Consider the following 17,291-nt stretch of genomic DNA (forward strand, 5'->3'; position numbering starts at 1 on the left):
TTGTTTGCCAGGATCAGAGCCTGGCGTAGCAGGTCGTGAAAAGTGTTTTCGCTTTCACCGCCTGATCAGCTTTGCCCGTGAGGGCATGTTTGCCCATTAGCAATTTCGAGAGACGGATGAACATCACCACCTTTGCAAAACGCTTGTGCCTGCTTGTACCGCTGATCATCACTCCTGCCGCCTGGGCAGTTGAACAGATGACACCCGCCGCGCCGCAACTGGCTGCCAAGGCCTATGTGCTGATGGACGCCACCAGCGGCAACGTTCTGGTCGAGAACAACGGCGACCAGCGTCTGGCGCCGGCGAGCCTGACCAAACTGATGACGGCGTATATCGCCACCCTGGAAATCCGTCGCGGTCAGATCGGCGAGAACGATCCGGTTACCGTCAGCGAGAATGCCTGGCGTACCGGCGGTTCGCGGATGTTCATCAAGGTCGGTACCCAGGTTACGGTCAGCGATCTGCTGCACGGCATCATCATTCAGTCGGGTAACGACGCCAGTGTTGCGCTTTCCGAGCACATCGCCGGTAGCGAAGACGCATTCGCTGACATGATGAACAAGACGGCCGCCGATCTGGGCATGACCAACAGTCACTTCATGAACCCGACTGGCCTGCCGAACCCGGAGCACTATTCTTCGGCGCACGACATGGCGACTCTGGCTCGGGCGATCATCCACGAAGATCCAGCTCACTACGCGATCTACTCGCAGAAAGAGTTCTTCTGGAACGGCATCAAGCAGCCTAACCGCAACCTGCTGCTGTGGCGCGACAAGACCGTCGATGGCCTGAAAACCGGTCACACCGATGAAGCAGGTTACTGCATGGTGTCTTCGGCAGTACGTGACGGCATGCGTTTGATCGCGGTGGTGTTCGGCACCAACAGCGAACAGGCCCGTGCGGCTGAAACCCAGAAGCTGCTGACCTACGGTTTCCGTTTCTTCGAAACCCAGAACTTCTATCAGAAGGGCACCGAGCTGGCCCAGGCTCCGGTCTGGAAAGGCGCAGAACATCAGGTCAAGGCTGGCCTGGCTGAAGACCTGAGCATGACCATGCCTAAAGGCGAGATGAAAAAGCTCACCGCCAGCATGACCATGAACCCGCAACTGGTTGCGCCAATCGCCAAGGGCGACGTAATCGGTAAAGTTGAAGTGAAAATGGAAGACAAGGTGGTTCACACTGCCAACCTGATCGCGCTGGAACCGGTCGAGGAAGGTGGCATTTTCCGCCGCGTGTGGGATAGCATCCGCTTGTTCTTCTACGGTTTGTTCAACTGAATTAGTGTGGACCTGCATGGCCCCGCTCCAATCCGGAACGGGGCCATGTCCGTTGCCACGGCTTACGAGGCCGTTACGCCATGAAAGACACTGAAGTAAAGGCGCCAAAGATCGAATTCCCCGCCAATGATTACCCTATTAAGGTGATCGGCGACACCATCGTGGACATCAAGCAAAAGATCATCGACATCGTCAAAAAGCACGCGACGATCAACGATGAGCGGGTGGACGAGCGCCAAAGCAGCAACGGGAAGTACACCACTATCCAATTGCATATCATTGCCACGGGTCAAGACCAGTTGTACGACATCAACAGCGAGTTGCGGGCTACCGGATTCGTGCACATGGTGTTGTGATGACTGGCACGCTGGGCTTTCGTGAGCTGGGCCAGGTCGATTACGAGCCCACCTGGCACGCCATGCAGCGTTTCACCGGCGAGCGCGGGCGCGATGTGACCGACGAAGTCTGGCTGGTCCAGCACCCGCCAATCTTCACCCAGGGGCAGGCCGGCAAAGCCGAGCATCTGTTGCTACCTGGCAATATTCCGGTCATACAGGTCGATCGTGGCGGCCAAGTAACCTATCATGGCCCCGGCCAACTGGTTGCTTACCTGATGCTGGACGTCAGGCGCCTTGGCTTCGGCGTGCGTGATCTGGTTTCCCGGATCGAACGCAGCCTCATCGCAGTGCTGGCCAGTTACGGTGTAACGGCAGCCGCGAAACCCGACGCACCGGGTGTTTACGTCGATGGAGCGAAAATCGCGTCCCTGGGGCTGCGAATTCGCAACGGTTGTTCATTTCATGGTCTGGCGTTGAACGTCGACATGGACCTTGAACCGTTTCGACGGATAAATCCCTGCGGATATGCGGGGCTGGCGATGACCCAGCTACGTGATCATGCAGGCCCGATTGAATTTGCCGAGGTTAGTGCCCGGCTGCGCGCGCAGCTCGTCAAACACCTCGACTATGCTGAGCAGACGACCCTCACGGGCGGAATCGATTGATATGACTACTGCGACCGACATTGCTGAGAGCCCCGTGCAAAACCTGATCCCGACGCTTGATGTTTCCGAGCGTGTTGCCCGCCCGAAAGTCGAAGCCGGCGTGAAACTGCGCGGCGCGGAAAAGGTTGCACGCATTCCGGTAAAGATCATTCCAACGGTCGACCTGCCGAAGAAACCTGACTGGATTCGTGTTCGCATCCCGGTTTCCCCCGAGGTTGATCGCGTCAAGCAACTGCTGCGCAAACACAAGCTGCACAGCGTCTGCGAAGAAGCGTCCTGCCCGAACCTGGGTGAGTGCTTCTCCGGCGGTACTGCGACCTTCATGATCATGGGCGACATCTGCACCCGTCGTTGTCCGTTCTGCGACGTCGGCCACGGCCGTCCGAAGGCGCTGGACGTCAACGAGCCAGTTAACCTCGCCGTTGCCATCGCTGACCTGCGCCTCAAGTACGTGGTGATCACTTCCGTGGATCGCGACGACCTACGCGACGGCGGTGCCCAGCATTTTGCCGACTGCATCCGTGAAATCCGCAAGCTGTCGCCAAACGTGCAGCTGGAAACACTGGTTCCGGACTATCGCGGGCGCATGGACATCGCTCTGGAAATCACCGCTGCCGAGCCGCCGGATGTGTTCAACCACAACCTGGAAACCGTGCCGCGCCTGTACAAGGCCGCGCGTCCTGGCTCCGATTACCAGTGGTCGTTGACCCTGCTGCAACGCTTCAAGCAAATGGTGCCGCACGTACCGACCAAGTCCGGCTTGATGCTGGGCCTGGGCGAGACCGACGAAGAAGTCATCGAAGTCATGAAGCGTATGCGCGAACACGACATCGACATGCTGACTTTGGGTCAATACCTGCAACCATCGCGCAGCCACTTGCCGGTCGAACGCTTCGTGCATCCGGACGTCTTCGCCTGGTTCGCCGAGGAAGGCTACAAGATGGGCTTCAAGAACGTTGCGTCCGGCCCGTTGGTACGTTCTTCGTACCACGCCGACGAACAGGCCAAGACCGCTGTAAAAGCGATGCTGTAACGCCGGGCGGCATGATTGCCTGAGCTGAAAACAAAAACGGGTCGGATATCACTATCCGGCCCGTTTTTTTTGCTTGATGCCCAACTCCCGTAGGACCGGATTCATCCGGGAGGGCGGTATCTCGATGCAAGATATGCATCGGATGTACCGGCCCTTTCGGGAATAAATTCCCTCCCACAGGGGTGGCCTTGCTTCAAGGCTTGCGCAACGTCTCCAGCAATTCATGTGTCGGGTAGCCATCAGCAGGCCAGCCGTAGGATTGTTGAGCACTGCGAATCGCTTTGCGCGTGTTGGCGCCGATAATCCCGTCCGGCGTGCCTGCGTCGTATTGCTTGGCCGAGAGCAGGCTTTGCAGTTCGATGCGCTCAGATCGGCTCAGAGGCGTGTCATCGCGCGGCCATTCACCTATAACGTAGCCACCGCCTCTGAAACGCTCGGAAAGCAGGCCGATAGCCAGCGCATAAGACGACGAATTGTTGTACTTGAGGATCGCCCGGAAGTTGTCGATCACCAGAAACGCCGGGCCGCGATAACCAGCGGGAAGCAGCAGCGCAGCCTGTTGCTGATCGGTGCCAGCCGGCAGAGGCGAACCATTGGCCAGGCTCACGCCCAGTTGCTGCCATTGGGCGAGGCTTTTACGCGTCGAGGCATCGGCCAGCGCGTAATCAAAACCTTTCGCCAGGCCAACTTCGTAACCCCACGACTGGCCGCGCTGCCAGCCGGAGCTTTGCAGGTAATGCGCAGTCGAGGCCAGGGCGTCAGCCGGGGTGTTCCAAATATCGCGGCGACCGTCGCCATCGAAGTCCACCGCGTGGGTGTTGTAGGTGGTCGGAATGAATTGGGTCTGCCCCATGGCGCCGCCCCACGAGCCGAGCATCCGGTCTGGGGTGATGTCGCCGTGCTGAATAATCTGCAGTGCCGCGAGCAATTGATCCTGGGCGAAGCCGCGACGACGGCCTTCATACGCCAGGGTTGCCAATGAGCGAATCACCGATTGCGTGCCCTGGAACTGGCCGAAATTGCTCTCCATGCCCCAGACCGCCACCAGCGCCTGACGATCTACGCCATAACGCGCCTCGATGTTCTGCAACACGTCGGCATATTGATTGAGCAATGCCTGACCTTTGCGGACCCGCGCTGCGGATATCGCGCCGTCGAGGTATTCCCAGACCGGGCGGGTGAACTCGGGTTGGCTGCGGTCAGCCTTGACCACGCTCATGTCTGGCGTTACGCCAGCGAAAGCGTTGTCGAAAATGTCGGGCCTGATGCCCGCCTGCAAAGCCTGGGCTCGAAAACCTGCCTGCCAGTCACTGAAACTGATGGTCGGCTGGATATCGAGGTTCGCATCGACGGCAATAACCGGAGCGACGGGCGCAACAGGTGCAACAGGCAACGTGCTGGCAACTGGGAGAGGCGTGGCGTCGGCTGCGGTGGGTTTCTCGGCGCAGGCAACTAACAGGATAAGGCTTGAGGCGGCGATCAGTTGGCGTAACTGCCAACGTCGGGAAAAACAAGAGGGCATGCTTGGGTCCAAGGTATTACCGATAGGTGCAGACCTTAACACGCCAGCCCGATCTAAGGGGCGTCGGGGGGAAGTCGCAGTGTTTCAAGCCGCCAGAAGGTAAGAAGCCTCCCAGCTTTTAGACTGGAAGGCTTCGCGGCGGTAGCTGCCCTTACCTTTGCCGGGTTGTTCCTGACGGCTGCGGAACAGTGGCTGGGCGACGATGGATTTGGCCTTGTTGGCCCGCTTTGGTTTTTTCATGGCGGATGCTCGCTTGGGTGGGATTGAACGCGGGCAATCATCCGGCAGAGAAGGGCGTGTGTCTAATAGATGTGTGCTATGGAAGGGCGGGCGATTATTCGTTGGAGCGAGGCTTGCCCGCGAAGAGGTCGGTACATCAGCCGATTGTTTCGAATCACATACATCGCTATCGCGAGCAAGCTCGGCTCCTACAGGGCTTCACTCATTGTTTTGGAGCGAGGCTTTCAACTACTCCGCAGGCAACGCCAACCTTTGCCCGGCCATCAGCAGCGCCAGCCGGGTCAGACTGCTCCAGGGTGAGCCGGCCGCCTGGCCTTTGATTTGCGCGTCGATGCGTTGCGCATCCATCAGCAACTCACTCCAGCGCTTGGCCGAGTGGCGTTGCAGGGCTTTGCTCATCAGCGGTTTGCGCTTGTCCCAGATCGGCGGGCGGGCCGAGCTGAAGGCTTTGTCCAGCGGCACACCCTGGCTGAATTGCAACGCCAGGTTTGCCAGCACGCGCAGTTCCCGGGACAAGGCCCAGAGAATCACCGGTGGTTCCACGCCTTCGCCACGCAGGCCTTCGAGCATGCGCAAGGCGTGAGCGGCTTCGCCGTTGAGCACCGCGTCGGTCAGGCCGAAGACATCGAAGCGGGCACTGTCAGCCACCGCAGCCTGCACGGTTTCGACGGTGATCTGACCTTCTTCGGCCATCAGCTTGAGCTTTTCGATTTCCTGAGCCGCAGCTAGTAAATTGCCTTCAACCCTCGCGGCGATCAGCTCCACTGCGTCCTGAGTCGCGGCAAGCCCAGCCTGAGACAGGCGCTGGCGAATCCATTGCGGCAACTGGCCAATATCCACCGGCCAGATCTGCACGAATTGAGTTTGCGCGCCGTCGACCAGGGCTTTACCCCATTTGGTCTTTTGCGCGCTGCCGTCGAGCTTCGGCAGGCTGATCAGCAGCAAGGTGTCTTCGGCGGGGCGTGCGCAATATTCCATCAGCGCCGCAGCGCCCTTGTCGCCGGGCTTGCCGGAAGGCAGGCGCAGTTCCAGCAGGCGACGCTCGGCGAACAGCGACATGCTGGCACCCGCCTGCAACAGCGTGCCCCAGTCGAAACTGGCATCGGCGCTGAACACCTGACGTTCATCGAAGCCTTGCTGACGCGCCGCAGCACGAATCGCATCGGCGGCTTCCTGACACAGCAAGGGATCGTCGCCGCTGACGATATAGACCGGCGCGAGTGTGCCTTGCAGATGTTTGGTTAGCTGAGCTGGAGTGAGTTTCATAAGTCAGAAGATGTTGGGGCCAGCAAGCTGCTGGCCCCAAACATTTAGCGCGACGGGATTTCGATAGGCGACTGTTGCGGTGTTTCGTCGCGGACTTTCTGTGCGGCTTCCAGTGCGTCGGCTTCAGCCTTGGCAACGGCATCCGCTTTCTGCTGCAGTTCGTCCAGGCGCGCTGGGGACAGACGGCTCAGCGCAGCGACCATCTTCTGCACTTGTTCGTTACGCATTTCCTTACGGATCTGCGCAGCTTCCTGGTCGGAGCCGATCAGGTTGTTGCCGTCATGCACGTAAGTCTTGTCGGTCTGGACTTTGCCACCGGTCAGCAGGCGGTCTTTCTCACCGTGGATTTCATAGTTGAGCACGGTGGTCAGCGAGTATTCAGCCGAACGTGCGGAACCCGAATAGCTCGCGGTACGCTGGGATTCCTGCTCGTCGGTCAGGACCAGTTTGTATGGCGCGCCGGTGTAGACCTTGACGCCACCGCCTTCCAGAACGCGGCGCAGCTGGCTCACGGTTTCGCCGTAAGCGTTACGCGCGCTGAGATCCAGTTCCTTGATCGCGATCTCGTTACTGCCGGTGCCACGCAGCTGGAAGCCACAGGCGCTCAGCAACACAGCGAGGCCCATAACCAGCAAATTGCGTTTGATCATCTTGATGCTCCCCTTGAAACCGTATGGGCCGACAGTGCGTCCCTGGAAATATGTTCAGCGCCCGATCGATATCGGGCGCTTGATCCCATCAGCTTGCGACGATATTGACCAGTTTACCGGGCACCACGATCACTTTGCGGATGGTCAGGCCATCGGTGAAGCGCAAGACGTTTTCGTTGATCCGGGCCGCCGCTTCGACTTCTTCGCGAGTCGCGCTGGCAGGCATTTCAATGTGGCCGCGCAGCTTGCCGTTGACCTGAATCACCAGTTGCAGGCTGTCCTGCACCAGTGCGGTCTTGTCCAGAATCGGCCAGCCCGCATCGATGATCGGCGTGTTGTGACCCAGTTCGGTCCACAGCTTATGGCTGATGTGCGGGGTAATCGGTGCCAGCAACAGGGCAACGGTTTGCAGGCCTTCCTGAAGCAAGGCGCGGTCCTGTGGCGAAGCCTGCGGGGCTTTTTCCAGAACGTTCATCAGGGTCATCACTTGCGCGATGGCGGTGTTGAATTTGTGATGCTGGCCGACATCCTGGCTCGCTTGTTTGATCGCCTGGTGAATGGCGCGGCGGATGACTTTCTGCTCGTCATTCAGCGTGGCGATGTCCAGTGCGCCCGGCAGGCCTTGCGCAACATGGGCGTGCGCCAGACGCCAGACGCGACGCAGGAAGCGGTGCGAACCTTCGACGCCGGAATCGGACCATTCCAGGCTCATGTCAGGTGGCGAAGCGAACATCATGAACAGGCGGCAGGTGTCTGCGCCGTACTGATCGATCATCGACTGCGGGTCGACGCCGTTGTTCTTCGACTTGGCCATCTTCTCGGTGCCGCCGATCTCGACCGGCAGGCCGTCGCTGATCAGCTTGGCGCCAATGATCTTGGCCTTGCTGTCGCGTTCCAGCTCGACGTCAGCCGGGTTGAACCAGGTCTTGCTGCCATTGGCTTCAAGACGGTAATAGGTTTCGGCGATGACCATGCCCTGGGTCAGCAGGTTCTTGAACGGCTCGTTGGAGCTGAGCAGGCCTTCGTCGCGCATCAACTTGTGGAAGAAGCGCGCATACAGCAAGTGCAGGATCGCGTGTTCGATGCCACCGATGTACTGATCTACCGGCAGCCAGTGGTTGGCTGCGGCCGGGTCGACCATGCCGCCCTCATAATGAGGCGAGGCGTAACGCGCGAAGTACCACGAAGACTCCACGAAGGTGTCCATGGTGTCGGTTTCGCGTTTGGCCGGTGCGCCGCATTTCGGGCAGCTGCACTCGTAGAATTCAGGCATGCGCGCCAACGGCGAACCGGCGCCGTCGGGTACGACGTCTTCCGGCAGCACGACGGGCAGTTGGTCTTCAGGGACCGGAACGTCGCCGCAGGTGTCGCAATGCACGATCGGGATCGGGCAACCCCAGTAGCGTTGACGGCTGATGCCCCAGTCGCGCAGGCGGAACTGGGTGCGGGACTCGCCAAGGTTTTTCTTGATCAGTGCGACTTCAATCGCGTCGAACGCGCCAGCGAAGTCCAGGCCATCGAACTCGCCGGAATTGATCAGCTGGCCATGCTCGTTGTAGGCAGCCTGCCAAGGTGCTGGCGTTTCATCGCCGGCACTGGTGCGCACCACTGGCTTGATCGCCAGGTGGTATTTGGTGGCGAATTCGAAATCACGCTCGTCATGGGCAGGAACCGCCATGACCGCACCGTCGCCGTAATGCATCAGGACATAGTTGGCGACCCATACCGGGAGTTTCTCACCGGTCAGTGGGTGCTCGACGAACAGCGAAGTCGGCAGGCCCTTTTTCTCCTGGGTCGCGACGTCGGCTTCCGCGACGCTGCCGCTCTTGCATTCGTGAATGAAGGCTTGCAGCTCGGGATTGCCCTGGGAAGCCAAGGTCGCCAGCGGATGCTCGGCAGCCACGGCGACGTAGGTCGCGCCCATCAGGGTGTCTGGGCGGGTAGTAAAGACTTTCAGTACGCCGGCTTCGCCAATAGAGGCCTGGTCGTACGGGAACTGCACTTCCATGCCTCGGGATTTGCCGATCCAGTTGCGCTGCATGGTCTTGACCTGCTCAGGCCAGCCCGGCAACTCGTCGAGACCCGTCAGCAGCTCCTCCGCGTAAGCGGTGATCTTGAAGTAATACATCGGGATTTCGCGTTTCTCGATGATCGCGCCTGAACGCCAGCCGCGACCGTCGATGACTTGTTCGTTGGCCAGGACGGTCTGGTCGACCGGGTCCCAGTTCACGGTGCCGTTCTTGCGGTAGATCACGCCTTTTTCGAACAGGCGCGTGAACAGCCATTGTTCCCAGCGGTAGTAGTCCGGCTTGCAGGTGGTGATCTCGCGGGACCAGTCGACGCCCAGGCCCAGACTGCGCAGCTGGGTCTTCATGTAGGCGATGTTTTCGTAGGTCCACTTGGCCGGCGCGACGTTGTTTTTCATCGCGGCGTTTTCTGCCGGCATACCGAATGCGTCCCAGCCCATGGGCTGCATGACGTTTTTGCCTTGCATGCGCTGGTAGCGGGCGATCACGTCACCGATGGTGTAGTTGCGCACGTGACCCATATGCAGCTTGCCGCTAGGGTAAGGAAACATCGACAGGCAATAGAACGTTTCCTTGCCTGGCTGCTCACTGACTTCAAAAGACTTTTGCTCGTCCCAAAAGGTTTGGGCGGCGGCTTCGATTTCGCGGGGCTGATAGAGTTCGTGCATGGCTACTTTTTACTAAGAATTGGTGACCCTTGACCTCTTCGCTGTTTCGTCGAGTCAGGTCGGCACCGCTGCCGGACAAAAGGGACTGCCTGCGCGGTGCGTTCCAGCTCAAGAGAGCGGAAGTGGAATTACAGGAAGCGCCGTAGCATACATGAGCGCCGACTATCGAGGGAAACGCTGTTTGCTTGGCTGATGCGTCGAGAAGCCCCGATCAGCGCCTCGCCGCCGCCGTTGGTCGCTGCAACCGGCCGGTTTTGACAGCGGCGCTAAGCTGAATGTCGAGGGTATGTTTTATCTTCGATGAGGTGAGCGGATGACAGAGTTGCAGCACATAGAAACAAACCCTGAGCTGTATGAACGTTTGATTAATCGACTGGGGCTTGCCTTGGAGATAGCGAAAACTTCGGTCCGTCTGCGAAACGAACTCCCTCAGGAGCTGGAATTGCGCGGCCTTAGTCATGCTGAATTCGAGCTTATTGAAGCGTATCTTGGAAAAGGCAAACCAGCGCCGGTTACGTTGTTGACCGGCGAGTTGAAGGGCAGCTTCATGGCTTCACGGGAAACCGCTGGGCCGGTATTGACGCCGCAACCTTCAGCCAAGGTCATCTGGCTGAAAGATCAGAAACGCGCCAAGGCATCGGCAAAGTTGAGTCGTTACAGTTCAAGCAATTTTTTTAAACGCTAGAACCTGATGCAGGCTGCGCGCCTGCTGCTTTAAGCATTGTCGCTTAACGTCAATCCTCTTAGGCTTCGGGCATCTCTGGAGATGCTCGATGCCTATTCGCTATTTGCTTAAAACCCTGTTGCTGCCGCCCGGCGTTCTTTTGCTGTTGCTGGTGCTCGCCTGGTGGTTGCGTCGCTCCCGGCCGCGTCTGGCCGCTGCCTGTTTTGCTATCGGCGTCGGTGGCCTGTGGCTGATGAGTTTGCCGATTGTTGTCGAGTGGGCCGCGCACGGGATCGAGCAGGACGTGCCATTGCCCCGTGAGCAATGGGCGAATCTGGCGCAACAGGCAGATGCCATCGTGATTCTGGGCTCCGGCCGCGAACGCAAGGATCCGACCTGGGGCGAGGATATCCCCACCGGCGTGGCTCTGGAGCGCATGCGTTACGCGGCGCAACTGGCGAAAGCGTCGGGTTTGCCAGTCTTGACCAGCGGCGGGCTGCACTATGGCGAGCCGCCGAGCGAAGCGGCGATCATGGCGCAATCTCTGGAGCGCGACTTCGGCGTCGTGGTGCGCTGGCAGGAAGGCTTGAGCCGCACCACCTGGGAAAACGCCACCATGAGCGCTGCGATTCTTCAGCCGTTGGGCATAAAGCGCATCATTCTGGTGACGCATGCGTGGCATATGCCGCGCTCACGCTGGAGTTTCGAGCACGCCGGTTTTACCGTGATCAGCGCGCCGGTAGGTTTCCTCGGCCGCGACAACGCCGTGCCGTTCGGCGGCTGGCTGCCGGAAAGCCGCGCGGTGTGGCAGAGCGGGCAGTTGCTGAATGAAGCGGTGGGGTTGTGGGCGTATCGGGTGTTGTATCGCTGAGAACGCGACTTTTTGTAGGACCGGCTTTAGCCGGGAGGAGGCCGGTGCATACAAAAATCTGTATCGTCTGCACCATTGGACTCCCGGCTGAAGCCGGTCCTACAGCAGCTTTGCATGCCTCAAACCGTCTTCGATATCCGGCTGGCCACCAGCGCCCAGCCGATCAGCGCGATGCACAGGATCGTCAACGGCCAGGAACGCCAGCGCAGGTAAGGCGTGAGGTTGTGCATGGGCACTACCTCGCCGTACAGCACGCCACGTTCGAATTGCGGAATCTTCACGGTGATCTTGCCAAATGGATTGATCAGCCCGGTAACGCCGTTATTGGTCGCGCGGATCATCCAGCGACCGGCTTCCAGCGCGCGCATCTGAGCCATTTGCAGATGTTGCAGTGGCCCAATGGACGTGCCGAACCAGGTGTCATTGCTCACGGTCAGCAGCAAATCGCTCTGCGCTGAAAGACCGGCCGCGAACTCGGGATAGACCACTTCGTAACAGATGAAGGGTGCGATCTGATAGCCCTTGGCTTGCAGCATCGGCTGATCACTCGGGCCGCGCGCGAAGTCCGACATCGGCAGGTCAAAGAAGGCGATCAAACCGCGCAAAATGTCCTGCAGCGGAACGTACTCGCCGAACGGCACGAGTTTCTGCTTCAAGTAAGTGCCGTCGCCTTCGCCAACCACTGTGATGCCGTTGTAGAAGCGTTTTTCGCCATGCCCACCAATCTGCCGAATCGGCACGCCGGTAATCAGGGCTGCGCCCCGGTCGGCGGCGAATTTGCCCATCATGGTCAGATAACCTTCCGCCGATTCCTTGAGCACCGGCACAGCGGTTTCCGGCCAGATGATCAGATCAGCCTGCTGCGAGCGGAATGTCATGTCGCGATACAGCGCCAGTTGCGCGTTCAGCTGCTCAGGGTCCCACTTCATGCTTTGTTCGATATTGCCTTGCAGGGCGGCGACCTTCAGCGGCGCGCCAGACGGCTCGGTCCAGGCGTAATTCTTCAGCGCCAGGCCGACGATCCACGGGCCAAGCAGCAACACCACGCCAGCGGCCAGAAACGACTTGCGCGCCCGCAACCGGGACAGGTTGCACAGCAGAGCTGCCGTCAAGGCGAGGGTGAAGGACACCAGCCACATGCCGCCGACCGGCGCGAGGCCTGCCAGCGGGCCGTCGAGTTGGCTATAACCGGAATACAGCCACGGGAAGCCGGTCAGGAACCAGCCGCGAAAGGCTTCCTGCGCCAGCCACAAGGCGGCGAAGGCGAGGGCGTCCGCGAGGGGGGCTTCGTTGCGGCGAATCCAGCGCGCCCAGAGCCAGGCGGGCAGGGCGAAGAACCAGGCGATGCAGGCGATAAACAGCAGCATCAGGAAACCGGCCAGCAGTATCGAGGCGCCGCCGAAATTGTGAATGCTGACGTAGATCCAGCTGGTGCCCGCGCCGAACAGGCCAAAGCCGAAACACCAGCCTCGCCCCAGCGCCTGACGAGGGCTCAGGTCACGCAAGCCCAGATAGAACATCGCCAATGCCACCAGCGCCAGCGGCCAGATGTCGAAAGGCGCCAGGGCCAGCGTGGTGAGCGCGCCGGCCACCACGGCCAGCAAGTTACCGGGCCAGCCGGGGCGGGTGATCCAACGCATGTACTTTCCTTAAAGCGGGTAGGACTTTTTACGAGCGCGAGAGCGGACTCAGGCGCAGCAAGTGAATTCGACGGCTGTCAGCGTTCAGAATCCGGAAACGATACTCGCCGATTACGGTGATTTCGTTACGCTTGGGCAAATGCCCGAACGCACTCATTACCAGACCGCCGACGGTGTCGAATTCGTCATCGGAAAACTCGCTGTCGAAAAACTCGTTGAAGCTCTCGATAGGCGTCAGCGCCTTGACCAGGAAGTCGCCGCTGGGCAGCGGTTTGATGTAGCTGTCTTCCTCGACGTCATGCTCGTCCTCGATATCGCCGACGATCTGCTCCAGAACGTCTTCGATGGTCACCAGACCCGCCACACCGCCGTATTCGTCGATGACGATGGCCATGTGATTGTGATTGGCGCGAAATTCACGCAGCAGCACGTTCAGCCGCTTGGACTCTGGAACGAAGGTCGCGGGGCGCAGCAGTTTCTTGATATCGCCTTCGCTGCCGTTCTCGCTGAGGATCAGGGGCAGCAAATCCTTGGCCAGCAGCACGCCGAGCACGTCGTCGTGGCTTTCGCCGATCACCGGGTAGCGCGAGTGCGCGGCATCGATGACAGCAGGCAGGAATTCGCGTGGAGTCTGGGTCGCCTTGATGCTGATCATCTGCGAGCGCGGCACCATGATGTCGCGTACTTGCAGGTCAGCCACCTGAATGGCGCCTTCGACGATGGCCAGCGCTTCGCTGTCCAGCAGCTTGTTTTGATGGGCTTCGCGCAGCAGCTCAAGCAGCTCCTGGCGGTTTTTCGGCTCGTGGGCAAAAGCCTGGGTCAGTTTACCCAGCCATGACTTTTGCCCGTTGCTCGATCGGTCTTCGCTCATAGCCCTTACTCGTGGTCCTTGCTTGGTGTTGCTGAATGTGGATGGTCGGCGCTTTCGTCGTCGGCATACGGGTCGGGATAGCCCAACTCCCCAAGCAACGTTCGTTCCAGTGCTTCCATTTCTTCGGCTTCTTCATCGTCGATATGGTCGAAACCCAGCAGATGCAGGCAGCCATGAATCACCAGGTGCGCCCAGTGTGCATCCAGTTCCTTGCCTTGTTCCTGCGCTTCGCGCGCCACAACAGGCACGCAGATGACCAGATCGCCGAGCAGCGGGATATCCAGCATCTCGTCGGGGACATCTGCCGGGAAGGACAGCACGTTGGTTGCGTAATCCTTGTGTCGCCATGTGTGATTAAGCTCGCGGCCTTCAGTTTCATCCACCAGCCGAATGGTCAGCTCGGAATCGGCACTGCGCTGGCGCAGGCCCATTTCGCACCAAAGGCGGAACTGGGCTTCACTGGGGGCGCTTGCTTCACTTGCCAGTTGCAGGTCCAGCTCAAGCATCGCGGCGGTATTCCCGAGAGGAATTGGCGCCAGCCGGCGGCTCGTCGCTGAAACGGTCTTCGAAGCGCTCGTAGGCTTCGACGATGCGCTGCACCAGCGGATGGCGAACGACGTCCTTGGGCTTGAAGTGCGTAAAGCTGATACCCGGCACGTCCTTGAGCACATCGATGACATGGGTCAGGCCCGACTTCGTGCCCTTGGGCAGGTCGACCTGAGTGATGTCACCGGTGATCACGGCAGTGGAGCCGAAGCCGATCCGGGTCAGGAACATCTTCATCTGCTCGACGGTGGTGTTCTGGCTCTCGTCGAGGATGATGAAACTGTTGTTCAGCGTCCGGCCGCGCATGTAGGCCAGCGGAGCGACTTCGATGACCTGCTTCTCGATCAGCTTGGCGACGTATTCGAAGCCGAGCATTTCGTAGAGCGCGTCGTACAGTGGGCGCAGGTAAGGGTCGATCTTCTGTGCCAGATCACCGGGCAGGAAGCCGAGTTTTTCACCCGCTTCGACCGCCGGGCGCACCAACAGGATGCGTCGGATCTGTTCCCGCTCCAGCGCGTCGACAGCACAGGCCACGGCAAGATAGGTCTTGCCTGTACCTGCCGGGCCGATGCCGAAGTTGATGTCGTTGCCGAGGATTTCCTTGACGTACCGCTGCTGATTCAGCCCGCGCGGGCGAACCATGCCTTTTTTGGTACGCAGGGCCACGCCGGGTTCGGCGGCAGGATGGTTGTCCAGTGACTCGACGCCCGATTCCTGAAGGAACAGGTGAACCATGTCCGGCGACAGCTCGGTACCTTTGGTTTCCCGGTACAGGCGGCGCAGTAGATTCTCGGCCGAAGTGGTGTGTTTAGGCTCGCCAATCAATTCGAACTGGTTTCCGCGATTGCGGATTTCGATGTCCAGGCGTTGTTCGATCAAGCGCAAATGCTCGTCGAGTTGCCCGCACAGATTTGCGAAGCGGTGAGCCTCGAAGGGTTCGAGGATAAAACGATGTGGTTCGACTGGTGCGTTCAAGGTCGTTTTTAGCCGCCCTGGGGCAATTAAGGTGAAACGAAGGATAACCCCAGCGCTTCGACTGCGAAAGCTTTGACTTGAGAAAGGTTGTGCGCAGGCTCGCCAACGAGCATCACACAACCATTTGAATTGGAGCGCATCTCGTAGGACCGGCTTCAGCCGGGAGGAAGCCGGTACATTCACCGCGGCTCTTTGGTCAGAGCTCTAACCTTCCCGGCTGAAGCCGGTCCTACGGATTTGGCTGCGCCCTCAATTCAACAATGAGCCGCGCAACGAGTGCGGTTGCGCGTCATCGATATACACGTCGGCGAACTGGCCGATCAGCCTGGGGTTGTCGCAGCGGAAGTTGACGATCCGGTTGTTCTCGGTGCGGCCCTGGAGTTCGCCAGGATCTTTCTTCGAATAGTCGGTGACCAGAATGCGCTGAGTGCTGCCAACCATTTGTCGGCTGATCTCGAACCCTTGCTGGTTGAGGCGATGTTGCAGCGCGGCCAGACGCTCTTTTTTCAGCGCTTCCGGGGTTTCGTCCTTCAGGTCGGCGGCCGGTGTGCCGGGACGCGGGCTGTAGATGAACGAGAACGAGAAGTCGAAACCGACGTCTTCGATCAGTTTCATGGTGTTGTCGAAATCTTTTTCGGTCTCGCCGGGGAAACCGACGATGAAGTCCGAGCTGATGCTGATGCCCGGAACTGCAGCCTTGAGCTTGCGCAGCTTGGACTTGTATTCCAGCGTCGTGTGATTGCGCTTCATCGCCGCCAGGACCCGATCCGAGCCCGATTGCACCGGCAAATGCAGGTGTTTTACCAGTTCCGGCACTTCGGCGTGAGCGAGGATCAGGCTGTCGGAGAATTCCAGCGGGTGCGAAGTGGTGTAACGGATGCGATCAATGCCGTCGATGGTCGCGACGACCCGAATCAGGTCCGCGAGGTCAGCGGTGCGGCCGTCATGGGTGGTGCCGCGATAGCCATTGACGTTCTGGCCCAGCAGCGTGACTTCACGCACACCGTTTTCGGCCAGGTGAAACACTTCCGCGACCACGTCGTCGAACGGTCGGCTGACTTCTTCGCCGCGCGTATAAGGCACCACGCAGAACGTGCAGTACTTGCTGCAGCCTTCCATCACTGACACATACGCGCTTGGGCCATCGACGCGCGGCTCGGGCAGATGGTCGAATTTTTCGATTTCCGGGAACGAGACATCAACCTGCGGCAAGCGCGTGAGGCGTGCGGCGTCGATCATTTCTGGCAGGCGATGCAGGGTTTGCGGGCCAAAAACCACGTCGACGTAGGGCGCACGGTCACGAATCGCCGCGCCTTCCTGGCTGGCCACGCAACCGCCAACGGCGATGACCATCTCCGGGTTGGCCAGTTTCAGTTCACGCCAGCGGCCCAGTTGGGAATACACCCGATCCTGGGCGCGCTCACGAATCGAGCAGGTGTTGAGCAGGATGACGTCGGCATCTTCCGCGCGGGCGGTGACTTCCAGGGCTTGATGTTCGCCCAGCAGGTCGACCATGCGCGAGCTGTCGTACTCGTTCATCTGGCAACCGTGGGTTTCGATATAAAGCTTCTTGGCCATGCGTACGTCATCAGGTGGTTCAAAGAACCGCGCATTATAGTGATGAAGCACGCCGGTTCCTACCATTCCCTGTCCAGCGGGCATGCTATAGTTCGCGCCCTCTTTTATATCGCCGACTCTTGCCCGCCCTCTATGACCAAACGCGAAGCTCCAATCTACAAGGTGATTTTCCTTAACCAGGGACAGGTATTCGAGATGTATGCCAAGCAGATCTATCAAAGCGATCTGTGGGGTTTCCTGGAGGTAGAAGAGTTCGTCTTCGGCGAGCGTACGACCGTCGTGGTCGATCCGAGCGAAGAGAAGCTCAAGGCGCAGTTCGAGGGTGTGGTGCGCAGTTTCGTGCCGATGCATTCCATTGTGCGCATCGACGAAGTCGAGCGGGTCGGCACGCCGAAAATCAGCGAAGCGCGCGGCACCAGCAACGTGATGCCGTTTCCGATGCCGATGCCGGACAAGTGAT

General features: G+C 59.6%; 17 protein-coding genes. 7 read left to right on the plus strand and 10 right to left on the minus strand.

The genetic code is table 11. From position 1 onward, the window contains the following. The first annotated feature begins 116 nt into the window (after positions 1 to 116). The 4 genes from AFK24_RS13690 (at position 117) to lipA (ending at position 3,313) form a co-directional block, all read left to right on the plus strand. On the plus strand, positions 117 to 1,277 hold the full coding sequence (locus AFK24_RS13690) for a D-alanyl-D-alanine carboxypeptidase family protein (protein WP_065833710.1): 1,161 nt from the start codon (positions 117 to 119) through the stop codon (positions 1,275 to 1,277). Between the two features lie 80 nt (positions 1,278 to 1,357). Continuing rightward, complete coding sequence (locus AFK24_RS13695; RefSeq protein ID WP_065833711.1) at positions 1,358 to 1,633, plus strand: DUF493 domain-containing protein; 276 nt, start codon at positions 1,358 to 1,360, stop codon at positions 1,631 to 1,633. Further along, positions 1,633 to 2,280, plus strand: coding sequence for a lipoyl(octanoyl) transferase LipB (gene lipB / locus AFK24_RS13700; RefSeq protein ID WP_065833712.1), 648 nt, complete (start codon positions 1,633 to 1,635; stop codon positions 2,278 to 2,280). The genes AFK24_RS13695 and lipB overlap by 1 nt, the downstream gene beginning before the upstream one ends. Before the next feature lies 1 nt (position 2,281). Further along, the gene (gene lipA / locus AFK24_RS13705) at positions 2,282 to 3,313 is read left to right on the plus strand and encodes a lipoyl synthase (protein ID WP_065833713.1); all 1,032 of its coding nucleotides are present in this window, start codon (positions 2,282 to 2,284) and stop codon (positions 3,311 to 3,313) included. Positions 3,314 to 3,506: 193 nt separating this feature from the next. Here the strand turns inward: lipA and AFK24_RS13710 are convergent, their stop codons facing one another. The 5 genes from AFK24_RS13710 to leuS form a co-directional block, all read right to left on the minus strand. Next, positions 3,507 to 4,835, minus strand: a complete 1,329-nt coding sequence (locus AFK24_RS13710; protein ID WP_065833714.1) for a lytic murein transglycosylase — start codon at positions 4,833 to 4,835, stop codon at positions 3,507 to 3,509. Between the two features lie 84 nt (positions 4,836 to 4,919). After that, positions 4,920 to 5,075 (minus strand): alternative ribosome rescue factor ArfA, encoded by a 156-nt coding sequence (arfA, locus tag AFK24_RS13715; RefSeq protein WP_020289592.1) that lies wholly within the window; start codon positions 5,073 to 5,075, stop codon positions 4,920 to 4,922. A 228-nt stretch (positions 5,076 to 5,303) separates the two neighbouring features. Continuing rightward, positions 5,304 to 6,341, minus strand: a complete 1,038-nt coding sequence (gene holA, locus AFK24_RS13720; RefSeq protein WP_065833715.1) for a DNA polymerase III subunit delta — start codon at positions 6,339 to 6,341, stop codon at positions 5,304 to 5,306. 44 nt (positions 6,342 to 6,385) lie between these two features. Then, positions 6,386 to 6,991 (minus strand): LPS assembly lipoprotein LptE, encoded by a 606-nt coding sequence (lptE, locus tag AFK24_RS13725; RefSeq protein WP_065833716.1) that lies wholly within the window; start codon positions 6,989 to 6,991, stop codon positions 6,386 to 6,388. A gap of 88 nt (positions 6,992 to 7,079) precedes the next feature. Then, complete coding sequence (gene leuS, locus AFK24_RS13730) at positions 7,080 to 9,686, minus strand: leucine--tRNA ligase (protein WP_065833717.1); 2,607 nt, start codon at positions 9,684 to 9,686, stop codon at positions 7,080 to 7,082. A gap of 313 nt (positions 9,687 to 9,999) precedes the next feature. On the opposite strand from leuS, the gene AFK24_RS13735 reads away from it, so the two are divergent. Together AFK24_RS13735 and AFK24_RS13740 are read left to right on the plus strand one after the other, a co-directional pair. Then, positions 10,000 to 10,371, plus strand: coding sequence for a hypothetical protein (locus tag AFK24_RS13735; protein ID WP_065833718.1), 372 nt, complete (start codon positions 10,000 to 10,002; stop codon positions 10,369 to 10,371). Positions 10,372 to 10,459: 88 nt separating this feature from the next. After that, the gene (locus AFK24_RS13740) at positions 10,460 to 11,221 is read left to right on the plus strand and encodes a YdcF family protein (protein WP_065833719.1); all 762 of its coding nucleotides are present in this window, start codon (positions 10,460 to 10,462) and stop codon (positions 11,219 to 11,221) included. A 119-nt stretch (positions 11,222 to 11,340) separates the two neighbouring features. On the opposite strand, the gene lnt is transcribed toward AFK24_RS13740, so the two are convergent. The 5 genes from lnt to miaB form a co-directional block, all read right to left on the minus strand. Next, the gene (gene lnt / locus AFK24_RS13745; protein WP_065833720.1) at positions 11,341 to 12,861 is read right to left on the minus strand and encodes an apolipoprotein N-acyltransferase; all 1,521 of its coding nucleotides are present in this window, start codon (positions 12,859 to 12,861) and stop codon (positions 11,341 to 11,343) included. A 28-nt stretch (positions 12,862 to 12,889) separates the two neighbouring features. Further along, positions 12,890 to 13,732 (minus strand): HlyC/CorC family transporter, encoded by an 843-nt coding sequence (locus AFK24_RS13750; protein ID WP_020289585.1) that lies wholly within the window; start codon positions 13,730 to 13,732, stop codon positions 12,890 to 12,892. Positions 13,733 to 13,737: 5 nt separating this feature from the next. Beyond that, positions 13,738 to 14,238, minus strand: coding sequence for an rRNA maturation RNase YbeY (ybeY, locus tag AFK24_RS13755; protein ID WP_065833721.1), 501 nt, complete (start codon positions 14,236 to 14,238; stop codon positions 13,738 to 13,740). Then, on the minus strand, positions 14,231 to 15,253 hold the full coding sequence (locus AFK24_RS13760; protein WP_065833722.1) for a PhoH family protein: 1,023 nt from the start codon (positions 15,251 to 15,253) through the stop codon (positions 14,231 to 14,233). Before AFK24_RS13760 ends, ybeY begins: the two co-directional genes overlap by 8 nt. A gap of 249 nt (positions 15,254 to 15,502) precedes the next feature. After that, positions 15,503 to 16,831 (minus strand): tRNA (N6-isopentenyl adenosine(37)-C2)-methylthiotransferase MiaB, encoded by a 1,329-nt coding sequence (gene miaB, locus AFK24_RS13765; protein ID WP_065833752.1) that lies wholly within the window; start codon positions 16,829 to 16,831, stop codon positions 15,503 to 15,505. A 132-nt stretch (positions 16,832 to 16,963) separates the two neighbouring features. Here miaB and AFK24_RS13770 point away from each other — a divergent pair, with 132 nt between their 5' ends. Further along, positions 16,964 to 17,290: a DUF1820 family protein gene (locus AFK24_RS13770; RefSeq protein ID WP_065833723.1), complete on the plus strand. Its 327-nt coding sequence runs from the start codon at positions 16,964 to 16,966 to the stop codon at positions 17,288 to 17,290. Position 17,291: the final 1 nt, after the last annotated feature.

The sequence above is a fragment of the Pseudomonas syringae genome (genome assembly GCF_001698815.1).
GTDB classification, from domain to species: Bacteria; Pseudomonadota; Gammaproteobacteria; order Pseudomonadales; family Pseudomonadaceae; genus Aquipseudomonas; species Aquipseudomonas syringae_A.